We start from the raw sequence: 21,089 nt of genomic DNA, 5'->3' as shown, positions 1-21,089 counted from the left end.
TGTGATCGCAGTGCCACACGATAGGGAATATCCCCGTCATATCTCAAGCCGCATGTGCGTTGGCTTGGCTTACTGTCCGCTCAACACGCGGGCTGGGTCAATCCGACTGGCGCGCCGTGCCGGATACCAACTGGCAATCAGGCTCAGCACTAGCGATGTACCCAATACGATAAACACATCCATCAGATGTAATTCCGACGGCAGGAAATCAATAAAGTAGATGTCACCAGACAGCAGCTTATGGCCGATGAGGGCTTCAACACCGCGAATAATCGGCGTCAGTTGCCAGGTGGCGATCACGCCGACCACTGCGCCTATCACACTGCCCAACAACCCGGCCAATAGTCCGTACCAAATAAAGATAGCCCGAATCAGCCCATCTGACGCACCCAGCGTGCGCAAGACAGCGATATCGCTACTTTTATCTTTCACCGCCATCACCAGCGTTGAAACAATATTAAAACAGGCCACGCCGATCACCAGGATCATCGCCAGATACATGATGGTTCTCACCATCTGGATGTCCCGATACATATAACCATAGGTGCCAATCCAACTGCGAATATAGACATAGGCATTCGTGACGTTGCCCGCATCGCGCACCAGTTTATTGGCGGAGAACACATCGTTGGCTTTGATGGCGATCCCCGTCACGCTCGGCCCCATGTCCAGATACTGCTGGGCATCCGCCAGCGGGATCAGCGCTAAACCGTGATCGAGCTGGCCGCTCAGTTGTAAAATACCGCTAATGTGCAACCGGATGCGTTTAGGCTGCATCAACTTCATTTCAGGGTCGCTGTTCGGGATCATCACAGTGACCCAATCACCCTGCGCAACGTTCAGCGTTTTCGCCACACCTTGACCGATAATGACCTGCTGCTCACCCGGACGAAACTGCTGCCAGGCATCATTGAGAACATAGTTGGGCAAGGCACTGAGATGTGTTTCCTGCTGCGGATCGACACCTTTTACCTGAATCGCCTGAAGTTTAGCGCCATTCTCCAGCAGCCCGGTGAAATTGATATAAGGCGCAGCAGCGGCAACGCCGGGCACTTGCTCGATTTTAGGCAGGATGTCCTGCCAGTCATCAAAAGGCTGGTTAACCGGCTCGATCTCGCCATGCGGCACCACCGCAAGAATGCGATTATTCAGTTCACGCTCAAACCCATTCATCGCGCTCAGGCCGAGAATCAATACCGCCACGCCGAGAGCGATACCCAACGTTGAAATGACTGAAATCAGCGAAACCATGCCACCGCGCCGACGGCCACGGCTAAATCGCAGGCCAATCTGCAACGAGAGCGGAGGAAAGGTCATTGCCGCGCTCCCATTAGGGTCAGTTCCTGCTGCAGTTGACCGTCACGCATTTCCAGTTGGCGGTTCAGTCGGCCAGCCAGTTGCAGGTCATGCGTCACCACCAGAAAGGCGGTACCCTGCCGAACATTCAGTTCTCCCAGCAGTTCAAAAATAGTATCTGCTGTGCGCTGATCGAGGTTACCGGTCGGTTCATCCGCCAGCACCAACGACGGGCTGTTGACCAATGCTCTGGCAATAGCGACACGCTGCCGCTCACCGCCAGACAGTTCGGACGAACGGTGGTGGCTGCGCGCATCCAGCCCGACGGCGGCCAGCATTTCGCGCGCTTTATCTTGTGCCTGTGACGTGGGTACTTTGCCAATCAGCAGCGGCATTGCCACGTTTTCCAGCGCGGTGAAATCCGGCAGCAGGTGATGGAATTGATAAATAAAGCCCAGCTCGCGATTGCGCAAATCTGCTTTTGCCGCCGCCGAAAGCGTGCTCAACGGTTGGCCTTTGAAGATAACCTCGCCTGACGTTGGCGTATCTAATCCCCCCAGCACATGCAGCAACGTACTTTTGCCCGAGCCAGAGCTTCCGACTATCGCCATCATCTCGCCGCTGCTCATCTCAAAAGAGACATCGCGCAGCACGTCGGTAGACAACTTGCCGTCCTGATAACGCTTGGACAGGTTAGTACACTGCAATAATGATAAATCACTCATAACGTAAAGCCTCAGCGGGTTGAACGGTGGCAGCACGCCATGATGGGTAAAGTGTCGATAAGAGGGCAATGACCATCGCGGAAATAGCGATCGTCACCACCTGCATGGGATCAATATCCACCGGCAACGCAGCACCATCCAGTAATACACCCAGCACGGGCATCAGCGTATTCAGTTGGCTGGCCAGTAGCGCTCCCAGCAATGCTCCTAACAACGCGCCAACCACACCAGCGCTTCCCCCCTGCACCATAAATACCGCCATCACCTGACGTTGAGTCAGCCCCTGCGTCTGCAGAATGGCGACTTCTCCCTGTTTTTCCATCACCAGCAAACCCAGTGAGGTAATAATATTGAACGCTGCCACGGCCACGATCAGGCTGAGTAACAACCCCATCATGTTTTTTTCCATGCGCACGGCCTGAAACAGCTCACCTTTGCGCTCGCGCCAGTCTTTCCAGACCGTGCCTTCCGGCAGCGTTTGCGTACTCAGCGTATCGACTGACAGCGGCTTTTCCAGCCACAAACGCCAACCGGTAATCTGGTTCACCGGATAACGCATCAGCCGTGAGGCATCCTGCTGGTTCACCAATAGCTGGTAGCTGTCCACCTCGCTGTTAGCGGCAAAGGTTCCTGCAACGGTGAAGATACGCTGGCTAGGAATACGCCCCATCGGCGTCAGTTGGCTGGCACTCGTCACCATCATACGCACCTGATCGCCCATTTTAACGCCCAGTTGCTCGGCCAGTTTCTCACCCAAAATGGCTTGATACTGACCGGGTTGAAGCTGCTGCTGTTTGACGTTGACCAGATAGCGCGATAGCGGCTCTTTTTCGTCAGGATCAATCCCTAGCATCACGCCGACTGCGACGCTGCGGGCGCTTTGCAGCACCACATCGCCCGTGGTCAGCGGCGCGATCCGCGTCACACCGTCCAGCGAGTTTAAGGAGGAAGCAGGGATCAACGCGGGGTTCAGCGAACCTTGCGGCGTAGAGATCACGGCTTGAGGCATCACGCCAAGAATATTGCCTTCCAATTCGCGCTCGAAGCCATTCATGACGGAAAGCACGGTGACCAGCGCCATCACGCCCAGCGTGATGCCAATAGCGGATAACCAAGAGACAAACCGCCCGAAGCGGTCTGATGCACGCCCGCGCATATAGCGCAGACCGATAAATAAAGCGACAGGTTGATACATGAAATCCGTCTGGATAAGGTTGCCAAAGCAAAGTGATCAAGGATAATAAAGGGTAGTACTGCTTTATGGAACCCTAACACCCTCACTCAACGGCTTTTTCTTGGTCGAATGCAGGGAGGCGAGACCCGATAATCAGATGATGCCTGAAAATTACCGTTATTCGTTGCCACCCAAAGCGGGCGAACAGCGCCTGTTGGGCGAGTTAACCGGCGCGGCCTGCGCCGTTGAATGTGCAGAGATCGTTGAACGCCACGCCGGGCTGGTGGTGCTTATCGCGCCCGATATGCAAAACGCCCTGCGATTGCGTGATGAAATTCAGCAATTTACCGACCAGCACGTCACCACGCTGCCTGACTGGGAAACGCTGCCCTACGATAGCTTTTCTCCGCATCAGGAAATTATTTCAACTCGCCTTTCCACGCTCTATCAATTGCCCAACATGACACGCGGCGTTCTGATTCTGCCGGTCAACACGCTGATGCAACGCGTTTGTCCGCACAGTTTCCTGCACGGCCACGCGCTGGTGTTGAAAAAAAGCCAGCGCCTCTCGCGCGATAAGCTGCGTTCGCAGTTGGAACAAGCGGGCTACCGTAGTGTCGATCAGGTGATGGAGCACGGCGAATATGCGACGCGCGGCGCGCTGCTGGATCTATTCCCAATGGGGAGTGAAGAGCCCTATCGCATCGATTTCTTTGATGACGAGATCGACAGCCTGCGCTTGTTTGATGTGGACACGCAGCGAACGCTGAATGAAGTACCACACATCAATCTGCTGCCCGCGCATGAATTCCCGACCGACAAAACTGCAATCGAGCTTTTCCGCAGCCAGTGGCGTGAACAGTTCGAGGTACGACGCGATGCCGAGCACATTTATCAACAGGTCAGCAAAGGCGTCTGGCCCGCAGGGATCGAATACTGGCAGCCACTATTCTTCAGTGAGCCGCTGCCGTCGCTATTCAGTTACTTCCCGAACAACACGCTGATCGTCAACACGGGTAATATTGAACAGAGCGCTGAGCGCTTCTGGCAGGATATTCAGCAGCGCTTTGAAAGTCGCCGTGTCGACCCCATGCGCCCGCTGTTGTCGTCGGATTCCCTCTGGCTACGCGTCGATGGGTTGTTCACCGAGCTGAAAGCGTGGCCACGTGTACAGTTAAGAACCGATACGTTGCCGGAAAAAGCCGCCAACGTAAATCTGGCCTATCTGCCGCTGCCGGATCTGGCGGTTCAACACCAGCAGAAATCGCCGCTGGATGCACTACGCCGTTTTATCGAACAGTTCGACGGCCAGATCGTTTTCTCTGTTGAGAGCGAAGGTCGCCGCGAAACGCTACAAGAGCTGCTGGCTCGCATCAAGCTGAACCCTAAGCTCATCAACACGCTAGAGCAGGCACAGGGACGTGGCACTTATCTGATCATTGGTGCCAGCGAACACGGCTTTATCGACACCCTGCGTCAGCGCGCCTTAATCTGCGAAAGCGATCTGCTGGGTGAACGCGTCAGCCGTCGCCGTCAGGATAGTCGCCGCACGATTAATACCGATACGCTGATCCGCAATCTGGCAGAACTGCGTCCGGGGCAGCCCGTCGTTCACCTCGAACACGGCGTTGGCCGCTATGTGGGGCTAACCACGCTGGAAGCCGGTGGCATCAAAGCCGAGTACCTGATTTTGACCTATGCGGGTGAAGACAAGCTGTACGTCCCGGTTTCTTCGCTGCACTTGATTAGCCGCTACGCGGGCGGTGCCGATGAGAATGCACCGCTGCACAAATTGGGTGGCGAGGCGTGGTCGCGTGCGCGGCAAAAAGCGGCGGAAAGAGTGCGTGATGTCGCCGCCGAGCTACTGGATATTTATGCCCAGCGCGCGGCGAAGAGCGGCTTTGCCTTTAAGCATGACAAAACGCAGTACCAGCTTTTCTGCGAAAGTTTCCCTTTCGAAACTACGCCCGATCAGGCCCAGGCCATCAACGCCGTGCTGAGCGACATGTGCCAGCCGCTGGCGATGGATCGTTTGGTGTGTGGCGATGTCGGCTTTGGTAAAACCGAAGTGGCAATGCGCGCCGCGTTTTTAGCGGTTGAAAACCATAAGCAGGTTGCCGTTCTGGTGCCGACGACGCTGTTAGCGCAGCAGCATTTTGACAACTTCCGCGATCGCTTTGCCAACTGGCCGGTGAAGATTGAGATGATCTCCCGCTTCCGCAGCGCGCGTGAACAAACCCAGATTCTTGAGGAAACGCAGGAAGGCAAAGTCGATATTCTGATCGGCACCCACAAATTGTTACAGAGCGACGTGCGCTGGCGCGATTTAGGGCTACTGATTGTCGACGAAGAACACCGCTTCGGCGTGCGTCACAAAGAGCGCATCAAAGCGATGCGAGCGGATGTAGATATCCTGACGCTGACCGCTACACCGATTCCACGAACGCTCAACATGGCAATGAGCGGCATGCGCGATCTGTCGATTATTGCCACGCCCCCCGCCCGTCGTCTGGCGGTGAAAACGTTCGTGCGAGAATATGACAATCTGATGGTGCGTGAAGCCATTCTGCGTGAAACGCTGCGCGGTGGGCAGGTGTACTACCTCTATAACGACGTCGAAAATATCGAGAAAGCCACTCAACGGTTGGCGGAACTGGTGCCAGAAGCACGCATTACTATCGGCCACGGCCAGATGCGTGAACGTGAGTTAGAACGGGTGATGAACGACTTCCATCACCAGCGTTTTAACGTGCTGGTATGTACTACCATCATCGAAACCGGGATCGACATACCGAGCGCCAACACCATCATCATTGAGCGCGCCGATCACTTCGGTCTGGCACAGTTGCACCAACTGCGTGGTCGCGTGGGGCGTTCTCACCATCAGGCTTATGCCTATCTGCTGACGCCGCCTCCTAAAGCGATGAGCACCGACGCACAGAAACGTCTGGAAGCGATCGCCTCATTGGAAGACCTCGGTGCAGGCTTTGCGCTGGCAACGCACGATCTGGAAATTCGCGGCGCGGGCGAACTGCTCGGGGACGATCAGAGCGGACAGATGACCAGCGTCGGTTTCTCACTGTACATGGAACTGTTGGAAAGCGCCGTAGACGCTCTGAAAGCCGGTCGGGAGCCGTCACTGGAAGATCTGATCAATAGCCAGACCGACGTCGAACTACGGTTGCCCGCCCTGCTGCCCGACGATTTCATCCCCGACGTCAATACGCGCCTGTCGCTATACAAACGAATTGCCAGTGCGAAAAATACTGTCGAACTGGATGAGCTGAAAGTAGAGCTGATCGATCGCTTCGGCCTCCTTCCTGATGCAAGCCGACATCTGTTGCAGATCGCCGCCTTGCGCCAGCAGGCGCAAGCGTTGGGTATCCGCCGTATTGAAGGCAATGAGAAAGGCGGTTTCATCGAATTCGGCGAGCAAAATCGCGTCGATCCGTCTCATCTCATCGGCCTGTTGCAGCGCGATCCGGGCACCTATCGTCTGGATGGTCCGACTCGCCTGAAATTTATGAAGGATTTAAGTGACCGTCCACAGCGCATCGAGTTTGTCGGTACACTGCTGGGGAACATGGCACAGCATACGCTAGCAGCCTAATTCGTCCTTTCACCATAAAAACGGGAACCTTCGGGTTCCCGTAAGGTTGCTGAGCAAGGCCGCAATGCGGAAAATAGGTTTGTCATTAGTCTGATGGGAACCTTCCCATAAGCAAACATTTCCCTTCCGTTACATCCACCTTTACAACTACCTCAGTAACGCAGTAAAGTCGCCAACCTTTTTTATGGCCCGCTATCTCTGGCGGCACCTTTCCGGGCAGTCGCTAGTGCGACGTTAAAAGTTTCTCCCGGAAATTTTTCATGGCATGGGGCCTCACTATGTTTATCGGTTTTGACTACGGCACCGCCAACTGCTCCGTGGCGGTGATGGATGCAGGGACACCACGGCTCCTGTCGCTGGAAAATGGCTCACCTTATCTTTCTTCCCTGCTGTGTGCGCCCGTGCGTGAAGCGGTTAGCGAGTGGTTATGGCGACACCATCAGGTCAATGCCGAGGGCGAGAACGCACTGCTGCTGAAGCGTGCCATCAGCTACAACCGCGAAGAAGATATTCGCGTGCAGCCCGATAGCGTGAAATTCGGGCGTGAGGCGTTACGCCACTATATGGATGACCCGGAAGAGACGTGGTTCGTCAAATCGCCGAAGTCCTTCCTCGGTGCCGTCGGGTTGAAAGCGCAGCAGATCGCGCTGTTTGAAGATCTGGTCTGCTCCATGATGCTGCATATCCGCACACAGGCAGAAAGCCAGCTTGACCAGCCTATTCATCAGGCCGTCATCGGTCGTCCGATTAACTTTCAAAGTATCGGCGGCGAAGAAGCCAACCAGCAGGCGCAAGGAATTTTAGATCGTGCCGCACACCGTGCAGGGTTTAAAGACGTCGTCTTCCAGTTTGAGCCCGTGGCTGCCGGACTGGACTTCGAATCCACACTGACGAAAGAAACGCGCGTGCTGGTCGTAGATATCGGCGGCGGCACCACCGACTGCTCCATGTTGCTGATGGGGCCGGAGTGGCATAAGCAACACGAACGTTCGCAAAGCCTGTTAGGACACAGCGGCTGCCGTGTTGGCGGTAACGATTTGGACATCATGCTCGCGTTCAAACAGCTCATGCCGCTGCTTGGCATGAATAGCGAGTCGGAAAAAGGCATCGCCCTACCGATCATGACCTGGTGGAATGCGGTCGCGATTAACGATATTCCGGCACAAAAAGAGTTTCATAGTACCGCCAGCAGCGCGTTAATCAACGAAATGATCCGCGATGCCCGCCAGCCTGAACTGGTGAAAAGATTGCTGACCGTGTGGCAACAGCGCCTGAGCTACCGTCTGATTCAACTGGCGGAAGAGAGCAAAATCGCGCTTTCCAACCAATCGGAAACGGCAGCCGATTTGCACTTTATCGAATCAGGTCTGGCAACGCGCATTCATGCTGATGAACTTAACGCCGCGATCGATAATCCGCTCACGCGCATTCAGCAACAGGTTACACTGGCGTTAGAAACCAGCCAGACCCGACCAGAAGTGATCTACCTGACTGGCGGTAGCGCAAAATCTCCTCTGCTGCGTCAGGCCATTCAGCAGTTGCTGCCTGATATCCCTATCGCCAGCGGTAACGATTTTGGCTCCGTTACCGCCGGTCTGGCACGCTGGGCAGAGGTCGTCTTTCGCCGTTAAGTCAAATACGAGACGTAAGCCATGTGTCCCGTAAGGTTATGATTTTATTATTGGTTGTGGTTTGACTAACAGCCCACGCAGCAGTAATTCCAGCGCGGCAGTGCCTTGTGCCAGCCGCGCATTACCATCCTCTCCCTCCGCGATCCAAAACGCCGCTTCGGCCAAACTGCCGTAGATCAACGATGCCAGCGCCTGTGGGTCAGCTTCAGCCACTACGCCTTGGCGTATGAGATTGTCGATCAGCCGCTGCATCGACTCCACGCAATGCCGTTGTGAATCCGGCGATCCCCCCCCCAATACAGCCCGCGCATCGCGCAGCACGATACGCTGAATTTCCGGTTCCAGTGCCATTTCCAGATAGGCACGGCAGCGACCACAGAAACCTTTCCAGTCATCTTCGGCAGTATCGGAGATCGCTTGCAGTCTCTCATCCATCTCAGCATCAATCTGTTCCACCACCGCCGCCAACAATCCTTTCTTGTCACCAAAGTGATGATAAAGCGCCCCACGGGTCAGGCTCGCCTGCGCAGTGAGATCGTCCATTGAGGTATCTGCATAGCCGCATTCGCTGAAGACCTTACGAGCGGTCGCCAACAGTGTAGCGCGTGTTTCTTCCATTTCAGCACGGGTACGACGAACCATGAGAACACCCTTACATACACACCGTATGATTATTTACATTCATTCCGTATGAATATATGCTTTTATTCATACGCTCTGTATGTATTGTCGCCATATCGTGAGGTGGTGGCAAGTGGATTCACTTTGGAGAACAAGATGCTCAATCCTTATCGAGAACTTTTCGCCGCTCCTGGCACCAGAGGTTTTGCGCTGGCTGGCCTGTTGGCGCGAATCTCGCTGCCCATGACAGGCATCGGCATTATCACCATGCTGTCGCAACTGCGCGGCAGTTATGCGCTAGCAGGAGCGGTATCTGCCACTTTTGTACTGACCTACGCCCTGCTATCACCGCAGATTTCTCGTCTGGTGGATCAACATGGACAAGGTCGCGTACTGCCATTGGCAACGATAATCAGCGCGATCGGCATGCTGCTTCTGCTCGCCAGTTCCCGATGGCAAGCACCAGACTGGACCTTATTCATCGGCGCATTATTGGCCGGTTTCATGCCCAGCATGTCAGCGATGGTAAGAGCACGCTGGACGGCCATCTATCGCGGGCATCCTCATTTGCAAACCGCTTACTCGCTGGAGACGGTATTCGATGAAGTTACCTTTATCGCCGGACCTCCGCTGGCTGTCGGGCTATCAGTAGCGATGTTTCCTCAGGCGGGCCCGCTGGCAGCGGTGCTATTACTGGTTGTTGGCGTATTTGCTCTGGTTACACAACGCGGCACCGAACCACCAGTAGAAAAACGGGATGTCAGCACGGCTCGTTCAGGAATGGTGATCAAACAGGCGAACGTGCGTTTGCTGACGCTGTTGATGGCGGCGATGGGCATCATCGTTGGCACCGTGGATATCGTCAGCGTGGCCTTCGCCGAACAACGTGGCCAACCGGCGGCGGCCAGTCTGGTTTTGTCAGCTTATGCGTTCGGTTCTTGTCTGGCCGGGCTGCTGTTCGGTGCCCTCAAGCTACGGACTCCACTGCATCGCCTGCTATTACTCGGCGGTGTGGCAACGACAGCAACCACGCTACCTCTGCTACTGGCTGGCAGCATTCCTGCATTAGCTGCGGCCGTACTGATCGCCGGGCTGTTCTTCGCCCCCACCATGATCGTGGCGATGTCGCTGGTCGAACGTCTGGTGCCCGAACATCGTCTGACCGAAGGCATGACCTGGCTGCTGGCGGGGCTGAATGTCGGCGTAGCGCTGGGCGCAGCCGTGTCAGGCTACGTCGTGGATGAGGGTGGCGCGCGCGCTGGATTCGCCGTTGCACTGTGCGCTGGCGTTTTGGTGCTACTGGTCACGATCTGGGGGTATCAGCGTTTGCGAACACATGCTTCCTCCTTTCCCCATACCGTCTGACGGTTACCAAACCTTTTCCCATGTTAAGGATTGAACCATGAATACATCTTCATCTATTCCTATAAGCGCTGTTGCACAGCATCCCTGGCTGGCCGTCGCCGCTGTCGGTCTTGCGACTTTCTCTGTGGTCACGACGGAAATGCTTCCGGTCGGTCTACTGACCCCTATTGCCGACACATTGAATACCTCGACCGGAACCGCAGGGCTGATGATTTCACTGCCTGCACTCTTAGCCGCGTTATTCGCCCCACTGGTGGTGATCGCATCCGGCGGCATGGATAGACGCATGATTTTATGCGGTCTGCTAACGTTGCTGATTATCGCCAATATTGCCTCGGCACTGGCACCAGACATCGGCTGGATGCTGGGTGCACGCGTGCTTGTCGGCTTCTGTATGGGTGGTATCTGGGCGATTGCCGGAGGTCTGGCTGCACGCCTCGTTCCCGAGCCATCCATCGGTCTGGCGACATCTATTATCTTCGGCGGCGTCGCAGCAGCGTCCGTGCTGGGTGTACCGTTCGGTGCCCTGATCGGCGACATCGTAGGATGGCGCTGGGCATTTGGCTGCATGGCAGTGTTTAGCGGATTGGTACTGATACTTCTCCTCGCAGTGATTCCGGCGCTGCCCGTTGCCCGCTCAACCACCGTACACCAGTTCGGTGAGCAACTGACCAACAATAAGCTGCAAGTCGGACTAATCCTGACACTATTACTGGTAGCCGGACACTTCACAGCCTTTACCTTCGTGCGACCGCTGCTGCTCTCGGTATCGGGATTCGACACACAGTGGATTAGCGCATTGTTGTTTTCCTATGGTCTTGCAGGCATCGTTGGCAATTTTCTGGCAGGTATCATTGCGGCGCAGCGCACGGTGTTAACCTTGACGATAATCGCTTTCGGGCTGCTGTTGACCTCGATATTATTCCTGACCCTCGGGGACTCGCCTGTCGGTGGCGGCGTGGCGCTGCTGGTCTGGGGACTGGCCTATGGCGGTGTATCCGTTGGTTTGATGACATGGATGATGAAGGTTGCACCACGCGCTGTAGAGGTTGCTTCCGCGCTGTATGTTGGCGTTTTCAATATTGGCATCGCGTTTGGGTCATGGGTCGGCGGTCAGATCGTAGATAGCTCAGGTCTTATCACTACGCTTTGGCTGGCAGGTGGATTTACGGCTACCGCCTTACTGTTATTGGTAAGTATTAGGTTGGCTGAACAGTGGAAGGTCGTCGAATGAAAAAAACCGCGAGCACCTTCTTCAGGTGTCTCGCGGTTTTTAGAGATGGTGTCAGCGCAAAAACGTAGACGTTGAGGTAAATCAGCTCTGTTGATTCAGGACTAACTGACCATTTCTATCCACTGGAATTTGTGTGCCTGGATCGCGATCCATGCGGATTTTACCCTGCTGGTCGCCGATTTTATAGGTGACATCATAACCTAAAACTTTTTGTGATTTGTCGTACACCGTCTGACAACGCTGCTGTTGTGTCGTGTACGTATCATTTTCCTGCATGCCGCTTTGTACACGGTTACCCGCGTAACCGCCTGCCAGCGCACCAGCTACCGTCGCAACATCTTTACCGCGCCCGCCACCGAACTGATGTCCCAGAACGCCACCGGCCACTGCACCCAGTACCGATCCGGCAATCTGGTTTTCATCCTGCACCGGACGACGATGAGTCACGTTTACGTTACGACACTCTTGGCGAGGCGTTTTGACCGTTTCTTTAATAGGTGTTGCCGTTAACACCTGTGCATACTGAGGTTTAGACGAAAAGACGTCCATACTCGCCACCGCCGCCACACCCAATGCCGCAGCTACACCAATACCTACACCCGCTAACATTGATTTGTTCACAGGATACCTCCCAAATCTATTCTCACGCATTCCCCATCTGCAATCCCGCCGTAATCTTGTCTTACGCCAGCTCGCGTTTAACGCGATGAATCCGATGGTTCCTCCTGAATAACAACATTCAGAATTTTCGGCGTGCGTGCTACGCCATCTGTAAACAGTGGAAAGTCTGCACAATGTTTCACATTCTCGCAATAAGACTAACTCACCAAAAGTGTCAGATTCGTAACATAAAACTGTCATTTGGGAATTATCTTAACTGGAATTGCTAATAGGACGATATTTTATACTGTTAATTCAGAAAGGTGCTTAATGGCATGGCGAACAGAGGAACGTCTCAGGGGCGGCACTGGTTAATACGTTGACGAAAAGACAGCTATTTTCCAAGAGCCAAAGCAGGCCGATGATAAAAAAATACGGGCGTGAAATCGCGTTCACGCCCGTAGCAGAAGGATGTCACTCGTTGCAGATTAATGCAATTTGAGCCGCGGGCGTATCACCCGGTTGATACCCCCCACCAGCATCATCAAACCCGTCTTCACATAGCCATGCAGGGCGACCTGGTGCATACGATAGAGTGAGATGTAAACGAAGCGAGCAATCCGGCCTTCGACCATCACGGAACCCCGCATCAGGTTCCCCATCAGGCTACCCACCGTACTAAATTTAGACAGTGAGACCAGCGAACCGTGATCTTTATAGACGTAAGATTTCAGCGTTTGTCCGTTCAGCAGCGCGATGATGTTGCTGTGGCAGCGTGATGCCATCTGATGAGCCGCTTGCGCGCGCGGTGGCACGAAGCCGCCGCCTTCCTGCGGGCAGGATGCACAGTCGCCGATAGCGAAAATGTTAGGATCGCGTGTCGTCTGCAACGTGGGTTCAACGACAAGCTGATTAATCCGGTTGGTTTCCAGGCCAGCAATGTCTTTCATTGCATCTGGTGCTTTGATCCCTGCCGCCCAAACCATCAGATCGGCGTCGATAAATTCACCATCCTTCGTATTCAGACCACCGCTTTCCGCGCTGGTTACCATGGTTTTCGTCAGCACGCGCACGCCAATGTTGTTCAGCTCCTGATGCGCTGCCGCTGAAATACGCGGCGGCAGTGCAGGCAAAATACGTTCGCCCGCTTCCACCAGCGTCACATTCAACGTTTGGTTATCCAGTCCGTCAAAACCATAGCTGTGCAATTGTTTCACCGCGTTATGCAATTCCGCAGACAGCTCGACTCCCGTCGCGCCACCGCCCACAATCGCAATATTTACGCGCTCTTTTTCGTCCTGATTTGCAGTGAATTTGAGGAACAAATTCAGCATTTCATTATGGAAGCGACGGGCTTGCTTTGGGTTATCCAGGAAAATACAGTGATCTTTCACGCCCGGTGTGCCGAAATCATTTGAAGCACTGCCTAACGCCACCACCAGAATGTCATACGGTATGCGACGCGCCGCGACCAATACATCGCCTTGCTCATCACACACTTCAGCCAGTTGAATCTGCTGCTGCCCGCGATCGATATCCGTCAGCATTCCCAGTTGGAACTGGAAACCGTGATTGCGTGCGTGCGCCAGATAGCTCAGCGCATCCATATCATCGTCCAGAGAGCCGGTCGCCACTTCGTGCAGCAACGGTTTCCACAGGTGGCTATGGTTACGATCCACCAGCGTAATCTCCGCTTTCTTCTTGCGTCCTAACTTGTGGCCTAAACTTGTGGCAAGTTCAAGTCCGCCAGCTCCCCCGCCGACAATGACAATTTTTTTGGTTGGTGATGTCAAAATGACCCCCTAAAATGTGAACCAATCGTTAATAAAGAGTAAAAAATAATATCCTTATATAACATAGGGTTCGCGTAAATTAAGCCTGATATCTGCTGCAAGAATAGCACGCTGGGTTATTTGGTCATACCAAAATTGATATATATCAATTTATTTTGCTTTGCAGGTTTTTACCGAGAAAATTTCATCTTTATTTCAGTGGATTAGCGGAAGTCTGTCTGAAGAGAAAATGCAGAATAGTATGCACATGCGCTGGCATACGAACTAAGGAAAGTAAATAAACTGCGCCATTCCCCTGATCCCCTCAAACAAGGGCATCAGAAGGAAAGCCAGTAGCGATTAACAAGCCACCACGAGCACAGTCTCAACCCAACGTTTTGAAGGCTTTTATACGCTGTAAATGGGGAGAGATGCTTTTGAATTTATGCGTCTGGATATCGTCCCAAACAATCTCATAATATTCTCCCAACACCTGTGCACTGCGCTGGCTGTCGAGCATCTCATCCTGACGGGAAAGCATTACCATGCAGCGATCGCGGTTCTTTTCACGAAAGTTCGCGACACACTTCGTGGCGATATCCAGATACTCTTCGGGCCGATCAATTTTACCGCTCATGTTTTCCTGAGGGAAAAGGTTTGGATTGACGATGACTTGTCGTATATCACACAGGAAACCGACCCGTTCAGCCCAAAACCCCCCCAACCCCACGCCACAGATTAGTGAACGATCGTCATCAGAATGCTGGATCATCTTATCCACCTGCTTTAGCAGATGTTGCATGTCATGACGCGGGTGCAGCGTGCTGTAGCTAATCAACCGTACATCTTCATCGATAAACTGAAGCTGCAAGACTTTTTCATGGTTACCGGGGCTGGTCGAGTCAAAACCGTGTAAATAGATAATCATTTTTTATCCTCACCACTGACTAGGTTGCCTATTTCTCACCATTTTTATGCGCCTGCCAGCGCTCACTGAGTGAGGTGAGCGCCCGATTTGCCTGCTTCCAGCGCGACGAATCCAGCAGTTCTCGGCGAGAAAACGAGCCCTGATGATATAAGCGCATCAGTTGATCTGCTTTGACCGGGGACAGGTTATCCAGCACGCTGATGGCTCCTTCACGATGATTACAGACCAGAATCATGTCACAGCCTGCCTGCAACGCGGCTTGCGCCCGTTCAGGGTAGCTCCCCATCACGGCGGCGCCTTCCATCGAAAGATCGTCAGAGAAAATGATGCCCTCAAAACCCAGTTCTTCGCGCAGTACTGTTTTAAGCCAGTAGGGAGAACCACTGGCGGGACGCGGATCGGCTTCTGTATAAATAACATGAGCAGGCATGATCGCATCCAACTGCTGACGCTGGATCAGTTCTTTAAAAATCAGCATATCGTGTGCGCGAATCTCCGCAAGCGGACGCGGATCGCGCGGCGTTTCTTTATGTGAATCGGCACTGACCGCACCGTGACCAGGAAAGTGCTTACCCGTCACCTTCATACCTGCACTGTGCATACCGCGAATAAAACTCTGCGCTACAGCTAACGCCGTTTCTGGCTGTTCGTGAAACGAACGCTCGCCAATCGCCGCGCTCTGGTGACCAATATCCAACACGGGTGCAAAGCTGATGTCGATATCCATCGCGATCATTTCTGCCGCCATCAGCCAGCCACCCTCTTCCGCCAACCGTTGAGCCTCCGACAGACTATTTAATGCAGCAAATGCCTGCGCGGCAGGCAAACGGGTAAACCCATCACGAAAACGCTGAACGCGTCCACCTTCCTGATCCACAGAAACCACGAGACGCTCGCGCGATGCCGCGCGGATTTGGCGTACAAGTTCACGTAACTGCGCCGCATCATGAAAATTACGGGTAAACAGAATAACGCCGCCAACCAGCGGATGTTCCAATACATCACGATCTTCTGCGTCCAGCTCATAGCTGGCGACATCTAACATTACCGGACCCACAAAAACCTCATTCTTTAGAGTGTACTGCTGAGTAAAACGGTCACAACATGCCTTCAGCTTGTCTGTAGCCGATGGCCCAGTTGTAGGCGCTGATAGAGTGCGGGGATTGCCGCTAAAAATTCGGGATTCTTCGTTTGCTGCCAGCGAATTTCAAACCACATCAATACCAGATAATCGACCCAGGGAAACCACCGTATCATCTGTTGCTGAAGGCGGCTCACGGAAAACTCTCGCCGATGCTGCTGATAGCTCTGTAGAAAATGCGTTTGCGCTACGCTTTCCATCTGACTGGCTCGCACAATGAATGCCAGCTCAAAGGCAATGTCGCCATCTGAGGCGTATTCCCAGTCAATGAGCATGGTGCCTTGCTGCGTAATCAACAGATTTTCCGCATGCACATCCAGATGGAGGGGAGCCAACGCCAAAGGCGTGGGTAACGCGGTACGTTGAAAATAATGGTGAGCACGCAACAACGCGGGCGAACGACGGCGTGGATCCATCAACTGCCAGTGTTGAGCAAACAACGTCTTGAGATCGATAAAATAACCACAGCATGGCAGGCGATGAAGCTGCGACAACATACCCGCCACTTCGCCATTAACCAGCATCATCAGGAACTCATCAGGTGTAGCAACGCGCCCCGGCACCCATTCGACAATCAACCAGTCATCGCGCCATAGCAGTGGCCGTGGCGCAAGCCCTATCGCTGACATCTGCCGCAGCAGGGCGAACTCTCGCTGGCGATCGACGCCCATTTTCCGCTCAGTTGCCGACTGTCGGCGTGCAAGCCACTCGATGCCAGGCCCACGGATACGCCAACTTTTACTACTCAGCCCGCCCACCAGTTCAAAGCGAATATCGTCCATCGCCACTGCCGGGAAATGTTTCTGGATCGCCGCCGTCAACTGTTGCTGGATGCCCGCCTGCTTAATTCTGGACAGCGCCATTGCCTGACCACACAATTTCACCGGTCTGCACCAGCATCAACTGCATGTCGAGCTGCGGCGATTTCACATCACCACTGACATCGCTGTACAGCACATACTGTGCGCTGACATAACGCGCCAGACCAATCGCCTTGCTGCGCGAACCTAAGCTGTCATCAACCGACAGGCCCAGCGTTTGCTTCGCGGCGGCTAGCTGCTCACGCGGTACCAGCGTAAATGCCTTGCCGGAGGATAATGCGCTATACAACGCTCCTGTTGCTTTCGCTATCGGCAGCGAGCCATTGGTGCTGTTTTTCACACTATCCACCAACAGTATGCTACCCGGCGTGACGCCATCGGCTTTCAACATCTGCGCCACCAGCGGGTTAATGCTGGCTTCCCAGTTCAACGTCTGGATTTTAGGCGGTTGTGGTACAGATTCCCCCGGTGGCGGCGTTGTCGTACTCGGCACTTGCGGCTCAACCGGTTCAATAGTCGCAGGCGGTTCGGTGGGCTCTGGCGGACGACTCGGGCACCCAGTCAGTACCAATGCCGCCAGTATCACCCCTAGATACTTTTTCATATTTTATCTCTCAGCACACCATTACAAAAACAGATGAAGACGAACCTGACGCGCATTGGGACTACTGCGCGTTGAAAAAACCGTCATTTCCGTCTGTGGCGGGATTTCAAGGGACTGCACCTCTTCAAAAGGCAGTACATCCAGCCCGTTCTCATCATACCAATAGAAACGATAATGCACGGTTACCGCGTTTGAGGCGTCGTTGCTAACGACAGAAGACGCACGCAACCGACCATTTTCTGAATCCAGCGATGGATTACCCGCCGTAATACCGGCCGATAGCACGGGTGCATCCAATACCAGCGTTTGCCGCTCATTGATGGTCAGCACCTTTGGCGCACTACAGCCCGCCAACAGCCCTACCATCAGGCATGCGGACAGAAAAAACATCGGATTACGCATGATTTTCTCGCATGAGGATTTTCTCACCTGATTGTCTAACTTAATCCGCCAGCAAAGGCCCCAACGCACGACCGCCAACCAAATGCATGTGAATGTGATAAACCTCCTGCCCGCCGTGTCGGTTGCAGTTAATAATCAGGCGATAGCCGTCCTCTGCAATCCCTTCCTGCTGCGCAATCTTACCCGCTACCGTTATCATGCGTCCCAGTGCCGCTTCATGCTGCGGCGCCGTGTCGTTAACGGTTGGAATTAATACATTCGGGATAATCAGAATATGCGTTGGCGTGCGAGGTGCGATATCACGGAAGGCGGTAACCAGTTCATCCTGATACACGATATCGGCAGGAATTTCCCGGCGAATGATTTTACTAAAAATGGTTTCTTCAGCCATGATTGATTTCCTTGTTAAAGCTGGCGTTTAACGACGTCATGTAGGCAGTATGAGTGACATATTCTATTTCTTTCAACCTTCTTTATCTATTTCCGGCGCAGATGGTCAAAATACGACTCTCAGGAAAATAAGAAACACGTCAGCCTTATAGCGAAAACCGCGCGTTCGCGGCGACCATAAAAAAAGGGGCTTTCGCCCCTTTCTACAACTCCCCAACAACGCATCAGTGGTTACGGATGTAGTCGTCCATATCGGTTTTCAGGTTATCTGATTTCGTACCGAAAATTGCCTGAACGCCGGAACCGGCCACAACCACACCTGCTGCGCCCAGTTTTTTCAGGCCAGCCTGATCAACTTTAGCCACATCGCCTACGCTAACGCGCAGACGGGTGATGCATGCATCCAGGTTAGTGATGTTTTCTTTACCACCAAACGCGCTAACCAGAGCAGCCGCCATTTCGGTGCTGTCCTGTGACGTTTGCTCAGATGAACTGTCTTCACGACCTGGCGTTTTCAGGTTCAGTTTGGCAATCAGAACGCGGAAGATGGTGTAGTAAATCAGCGCATAGCACAGACCTACAATCGGGAACAGCCACAGGTTGCTACCGTTGCCACTCAGTACCACGAAGTCGATCAGACCATGAGAGAAGCTGGTACCATCACGCATACCCAACAAGATACAGATTGGGAACGCCAGACCCGCCAGAATCGCATGGATTACGTACAGGATCGGCGCAACAAACATGAATGAGAACTCAATCGGCTCAGTGATACCCGTCAGGAACGAGGTCAGCGCCGCAGAGACCATGATACCGCCCACTTTCGCGCGGTTTTCTGGTTTAGCAGAATGCCAGATAGCAATGGCCGCCGCTGGCAGACCGTACATTTTAAACAGGAAGCCACCAGACAATTTACCCGCAGTCGGGTCACCGGCGATGTAACGTGGGATATCACCGTGGAAAACCTGACCCGCAGCATTAGTGAACTCACCCACTTGCATTTGGAAAGGTACGTTCCAGATATGGTGCAAACCAAATGGCACCAGAGAACGTTCAACGACCCCGTAGATACCAAATGCCAACATCGGGTTCTCATTCGCTGCCCAATGTGAAAACGTTTGGATCGCGCTACCGACTGGTGGCCAAATGAAAGACAGCACCGCACCGGTAATGATCGCTGTCAGGCCGGAAATAATCGGCACAAAGCGTTTACCAGCAAAGAAGCCCAGATACTCAGGCAGTTGAATGCGGTAGAAGCGATTAAACATATACGCGGCAATCGCACCGGCAATGATCCCGCCCAGAACACCGGTATCCGCCAGATGCTTCGCGGTAATCTCGGCAGCCGGTAGATTAAGAACCAGCGGCGCAATCGCAGCCATGGTTTTCACCATGATGCCATAAGCCACCACCGCCGCCAGTGCGGAAACACCGTCGTTATTGGTGAAGCCCAGGGCAACACCAATAGCAAAAATCAGCGGCATGTTAGCAAATACCGAATCACCGGCCTGTGCCATGACGCTGGAGACAATTGTAGGCAACCAGCTAAAATTGGCCGAACCGACACCCAGCAGAATACCTGCGATAGGGAGTACGGATACGGGCAGCATTAGCGACTTACCTACTTTTTGCAGGTTTGCGAATGCATTCTTGAACATAATTGAGTGTGCTCCTGAGTAATAGTGCTTTTACTTCTGATACTTCATCTATAAGCAAAGGCGGGGAGGATGGCCCTTGCGAGTTGGGGTGTCTTAGCCCCCTTTAATTTTTACGCAGAGTAAAATAAATAGCGTTCACAATGTTTGATTGCTATCACGTTTCCACAAGCAAACAGGCTGAGAACGAACAGATATCGCACTTTTTTGTGATATATCGCTAAAAAAGATGCCCCCCTGAAGAAGAAAAGCCTGATCAAGGGGATTATGAAGCGCTATTAATTACACGGGTAAAAAAAACTCGACTATTCTCAGCCACTATTACGCAGCGGTCAACCGAGCCGGATCGATGTGAAACAGGCGGGAGAAGTTTTCTGTCGTGGCAGCGGCGAGAGTTTCCAGCGATGTGCCTTTCACTACGGCAAGGTATTCCGCGACATCACGCACATACGCAGGCTGATTTTCCTGGCCTCGGAATGGGACAGGCGCTAGCCAGGGAGAATCCGTCTCAATCAGCATCCGATCCAGCGGTACATAACGTGCTACGTCACGCAATTCCTCGGCATTACGAAATGTCACGATGCCAGAAAACGAGATGTAGAATCCCATATCCAACAAGGCTTTTGCCGTAATCAAATCTTCCGTAAAACAGTGCAGAACGCCGCTGCATTTCTCCGCATGCTCGTCACGCAGAATTGCCAGCGTATCTTCACGGGCAGAACGCGTATGCACGATGACTGGCTTGTTCAGGTCATTGCCAATACGAATATGTTCGCGAAACGATTCCTGTTGCTGGGTTTTCGTCTCCTGCTGATAGAAGTAGTCGAGCCCCGTTTCGCCCATCGCCACCACACGACTAGCGCTGGCTAATTCACGCAGTTCGGCATAATCATAGGGGGCTTCCTGATTGAGCGGATGAACACCGCAGGAAAAGGCTACGTTATCGCGCTCGCCGATTAATTCTACCATCGCACGATAGCCGGGCAGCGTTGTCGCCACCGCCAAAAGGAAACCGACATCACGGCGCTTCGCTTTATCCAGCACGTCAGAGACGTCTTTATGCAATGACTGATAATCCAGACCGTCAAGATGACAGTGGGAATCCACTAACAACATAATA

The 21,089-nt window shown here is 53.5% G+C and carries 18 protein-coding genes; 4 read left to right on the top strand and 14 right to left on the bottom strand.

Annotated features, from left to right (window positions below):
- Positions 1-69: 69 nt before the first annotated feature.
- The 3 genes from lolE to lolC are packed head-to-tail and all read right to left on the bottom strand — an operon-like array spanning position 70 to position 3,216.
- The gene (gene lolE, locus A8F97_RS04730; protein WP_033071671.1) at positions 70-1,317 is read right to left on the bottom strand and encodes a lipoprotein-releasing ABC transporter permease subunit LolE; all 1,248 of its coding nucleotides are present in this window, start codon (positions 1,315-1,317) and stop codon (positions 70-72) included.
- Positions 1,314-2,021, bottom strand: coding sequence for a lipoprotein-releasing ABC transporter ATP-binding protein LolD (lolD, locus tag A8F97_RS04725; protein WP_015730727.1), 708 nt, complete (start codon positions 2,019-2,021; stop codon positions 1,314-1,316). Before lolD ends, lolE begins: the two co-directional genes overlap by 4 nt.
- Positions 2,014-3,216 carry a lipoprotein-releasing ABC transporter permease subunit LolC gene (gene lolC / locus A8F97_RS04720; protein ID WP_033071672.1) on the bottom strand — a complete coding sequence of 401 codons (1,203 nt, stop codon included), beginning with the start codon at positions 3,214-3,216 and terminating at the stop codon, positions 2,014-2,016. The genes lolD and lolC overlap by 8 nt, the downstream gene beginning before the upstream one ends.
- A 136-nt stretch (positions 3,217-3,352) precedes the next feature.
- On the opposite strand from lolC, the gene mfd reads away from it, so the two are divergent.
- Together mfd and yegD are read left to right on the top strand one after the other, a co-directional pair.
- On the top strand, positions 3,353-6,805 hold the full coding sequence (gene mfd, locus A8F97_RS04715) for a transcription-repair coupling factor (protein ID WP_014700398.1): 3,453 nt from the start codon (positions 3,353-3,355) through the stop codon (positions 6,803-6,805).
- Positions 6,806-7,083: 278 nt separating this feature from the next.
- Positions 7,084-8,436: a molecular chaperone gene (yegD, locus tag A8F97_RS04710; protein WP_033071673.1), complete on the top strand. Its 1,353-nt coding sequence runs from the start codon at positions 7,084-7,086 to the stop codon at positions 8,434-8,436.
- Positions 8,437-8,472: 36 nt separating this feature from the next.
- Here the strand turns inward: yegD and A8F97_RS04705 are convergent, their stop codons facing one another.
- Positions 8,473-9,078 (bottom strand): TetR/AcrR family transcriptional regulator, encoded by a 606-nt coding sequence (locus tag A8F97_RS04705; protein WP_033071674.1) that lies wholly within the window; start codon positions 9,076-9,078, stop codon positions 8,473-8,475.
- A gap of 135 nt (positions 9,079-9,213) precedes the next feature.
- Between A8F97_RS04705 and A8F97_RS04700 the strand changes: the two genes are divergently transcribed.
- Both A8F97_RS04700 and A8F97_RS04695 read left to right on the top strand, forming a co-directional pair.
- On the top strand, positions 9,214-10,422 hold the full coding sequence (locus tag A8F97_RS04700) for an MFS transporter (protein ID WP_014700401.1): 1,209 nt from the start codon (positions 9,214-9,216) through the stop codon (positions 10,420-10,422).
- A gap of 37 nt (positions 10,423-10,459) precedes the next feature.
- The gene (locus A8F97_RS04695; RefSeq protein ID WP_033071675.1) at positions 10,460-11,656 is read left to right on the top strand and encodes an MFS transporter; all 1,197 of its coding nucleotides are present in this window, start codon (positions 10,460-10,462) and stop codon (positions 11,654-11,656) included.
- Between the two features lie 81 nt (positions 11,657-11,737).
- Here the strand turns inward: A8F97_RS04695 and A8F97_RS04690 are convergent, their stop codons facing one another.
- The 10 genes from A8F97_RS04690 to A8F97_RS04645 all read right to left on the bottom strand — a co-directional run bounded on the left by A8F97_RS04690 (position 11,738) and on the right by A8F97_RS04645 (position 21,085).
- Entirely contained in the window at positions 11,738-12,277 is a 540-nt protein-coding gene (locus A8F97_RS04690; protein ID WP_005970476.1) for a glycine zipper 2TM domain-containing protein, read from the bottom strand.
- 467 nt (positions 12,278-12,744) lie between these two features.
- Positions 12,745-14,049, bottom strand: a complete 1,305-nt coding sequence (locus A8F97_RS04685) for an NAD(P)/FAD-dependent oxidoreductase (protein WP_014700403.1) — start codon at positions 14,047-14,049, stop codon at positions 12,745-12,747.
- A 364-nt stretch (positions 14,050-14,413) separates the two neighbouring features.
- Positions 14,414-14,956 carry an alpha/beta hydrolase YcfP gene (ycfP, locus tag A8F97_RS04680; RefSeq protein WP_014700404.1) on the bottom strand — a complete coding sequence of 181 codons (543 nt, stop codon included), beginning with the start codon at positions 14,954-14,956 and terminating at the stop codon, positions 14,414-14,416.
- Between the two features lie 28 nt (positions 14,957-14,984).
- Positions 14,985-16,013 carry a beta-N-acetylhexosaminidase gene (nagZ, locus tag A8F97_RS04675; protein WP_015730733.1) on the bottom strand — a complete coding sequence of 343 codons (1,029 nt, stop codon included), beginning with the start codon at positions 16,011-16,013 and terminating at the stop codon, positions 14,985-14,987.
- 53 nt (positions 16,014-16,066) lie between these two features.
- Positions 16,067-16,960, bottom strand: a complete 894-nt coding sequence (gene thiK, locus A8F97_RS04670; protein WP_015730734.1) for a thiamine kinase — start codon at positions 16,958-16,960, stop codon at positions 16,067-16,069.
- Positions 16,941-17,522, bottom strand: coding sequence for a penicillin-binding protein activator LpoB (lpoB, locus tag A8F97_RS04665; RefSeq protein ID WP_015730735.1), 582 nt, complete (start codon positions 17,520-17,522; stop codon positions 16,941-16,943). The genes thiK and lpoB overlap by 20 nt, the downstream gene beginning before the upstream one ends.
- 21 nt (positions 17,523-17,543) lie before the next feature.
- Positions 17,544-17,924 (bottom strand): YcfL family putative periplasmic lipoprotein, encoded by a 381-nt coding sequence (locus A8F97_RS04660; protein ID WP_025918593.1) that lies wholly within the window; start codon positions 17,922-17,924, stop codon positions 17,544-17,546.
- A 40-nt stretch (positions 17,925-17,964) separates the two neighbouring features.
- A complete protein-coding gene (hinT, locus tag A8F97_RS04655) occupies positions 17,965-18,315 on the bottom strand; it encodes a purine nucleoside phosphoramidase (RefSeq protein WP_014700409.1) in 351 nt (116 codons plus the stop codon).
- 223 nt (positions 18,316-18,538) lie between these two features.
- Entirely contained in the window at positions 18,539-19,972 is a 1,434-nt protein-coding gene (ptsG, locus tag A8F97_RS04650; RefSeq protein WP_014700410.1) for a PTS glucose transporter subunit IIBC, read from the bottom strand.
- A 318-nt stretch (positions 19,973-20,290) separates the two neighbouring features.
- The gene (locus A8F97_RS04645; RefSeq protein ID WP_014700411.1) at positions 20,291-21,085 is read right to left on the bottom strand and encodes a metal-dependent hydrolase; all 795 of its coding nucleotides are present in this window, start codon (positions 21,083-21,085) and stop codon (positions 20,291-20,293) included.
- Positions 21,086-21,089: the final 4 nt, after the last annotated feature.

This window comes from Pectobacterium parmentieri, from assembly GCF_001742145.1.
GTDB classification, from domain to species: Bacteria; Pseudomonadota; Gammaproteobacteria; order Enterobacterales; family Enterobacteriaceae; genus Pectobacterium; species Pectobacterium parmentieri.
This window is presented reverse-complemented; position numbering and strand designations above follow the sequence as displayed.

Bases quoted from the DNA above. Each gene is read 5' to 3' on its own strand.
- lolE (WP_033071671.1), bottom strand. From the start codon at position 1,317: ATGACCTTTCCTCCGCTCTCGTTGCAGATTGGCCTGCGATTTAGCCGT.
- lolD (WP_015730727.1), bottom strand. From the start codon at position 2,021: ATGAGTGATTTATCATTATTGCAGTGTACTAACCTGTCCAAGCGTTAT.
- lolC (WP_033071672.1), bottom strand. From the start codon at position 3,216: ATGTATCAACCTGTCGCTTTATTTATCGGTCTGCGCTATATGCGCGGG.
- mfd (WP_014700398.1), top strand. From the start codon at position 3,353: ATGATGCCTGAAAATTACCGTTATTCGTTGCCACCCAAAGCGGGCGAA.
- yegD (WP_033071673.1), top strand. From the start codon at position 7,084: ATGTTTATCGGTTTTGACTACGGCACCGCCAACTGCTCCGTGGCGGTG.
- A8F97_RS04705 (WP_033071674.1), bottom strand. From the start codon at position 9,078: ATGGTTCGTCGTACCCGTGCTGAAATGGAAGAAACACGCGCTACACTG.
- A8F97_RS04700 (WP_014700401.1), top strand. From the start codon at position 9,214: ATGCTCAATCCTTATCGAGAACTTTTCGCCGCTCCTGGCACCAGAGGT.
- A8F97_RS04695 (WP_033071675.1), top strand. From the start codon at position 10,460: ATGAATACATCTTCATCTATTCCTATAAGCGCTGTTGCACAGCATCCC.
- ycfP (WP_014700404.1), bottom strand. From the start codon at position 14,956: ATGATTATCTATTTACACGGTTTTGACTCGACCAGCCCCGGTAACCAT.
- thiK (WP_015730734.1), bottom strand. From the start codon at position 16,960: ATGGCGCTGTCCAGAATTAAGCAGGCGGGCATCCAGCAACAGTTGACG.
- lpoB (WP_015730735.1), bottom strand. From the start codon at position 17,522: ATGAAAAAGTATCTAGGGGTGATACTGGCGGCATTGGTACTGACTGGG.
- A8F97_RS04660 (WP_025918593.1), bottom strand. From the start codon at position 17,924: ATGCGTAATCCGATGTTTTTTCTGTCCGCATGCCTGATGGTAGGGCTG.
- hinT (WP_014700409.1), bottom strand. From the start codon at position 18,315: ATGGCTGAAGAAACCATTTTTAGTAAAATCATTCGCCGGGAAATTCCT.
- ptsG (WP_014700410.1), bottom strand. From the start codon at position 19,972: ATGTTCAAGAATGCATTCGCAAACCTGCAAAAAGTAGGTAAGTCGCTA.
- A8F97_RS04645 (WP_014700411.1), bottom strand. From the start codon at position 21,085: ATGTTGTTAGTGGATTCCCACTGTCATCTTGACGGTCTGGATTATCAG.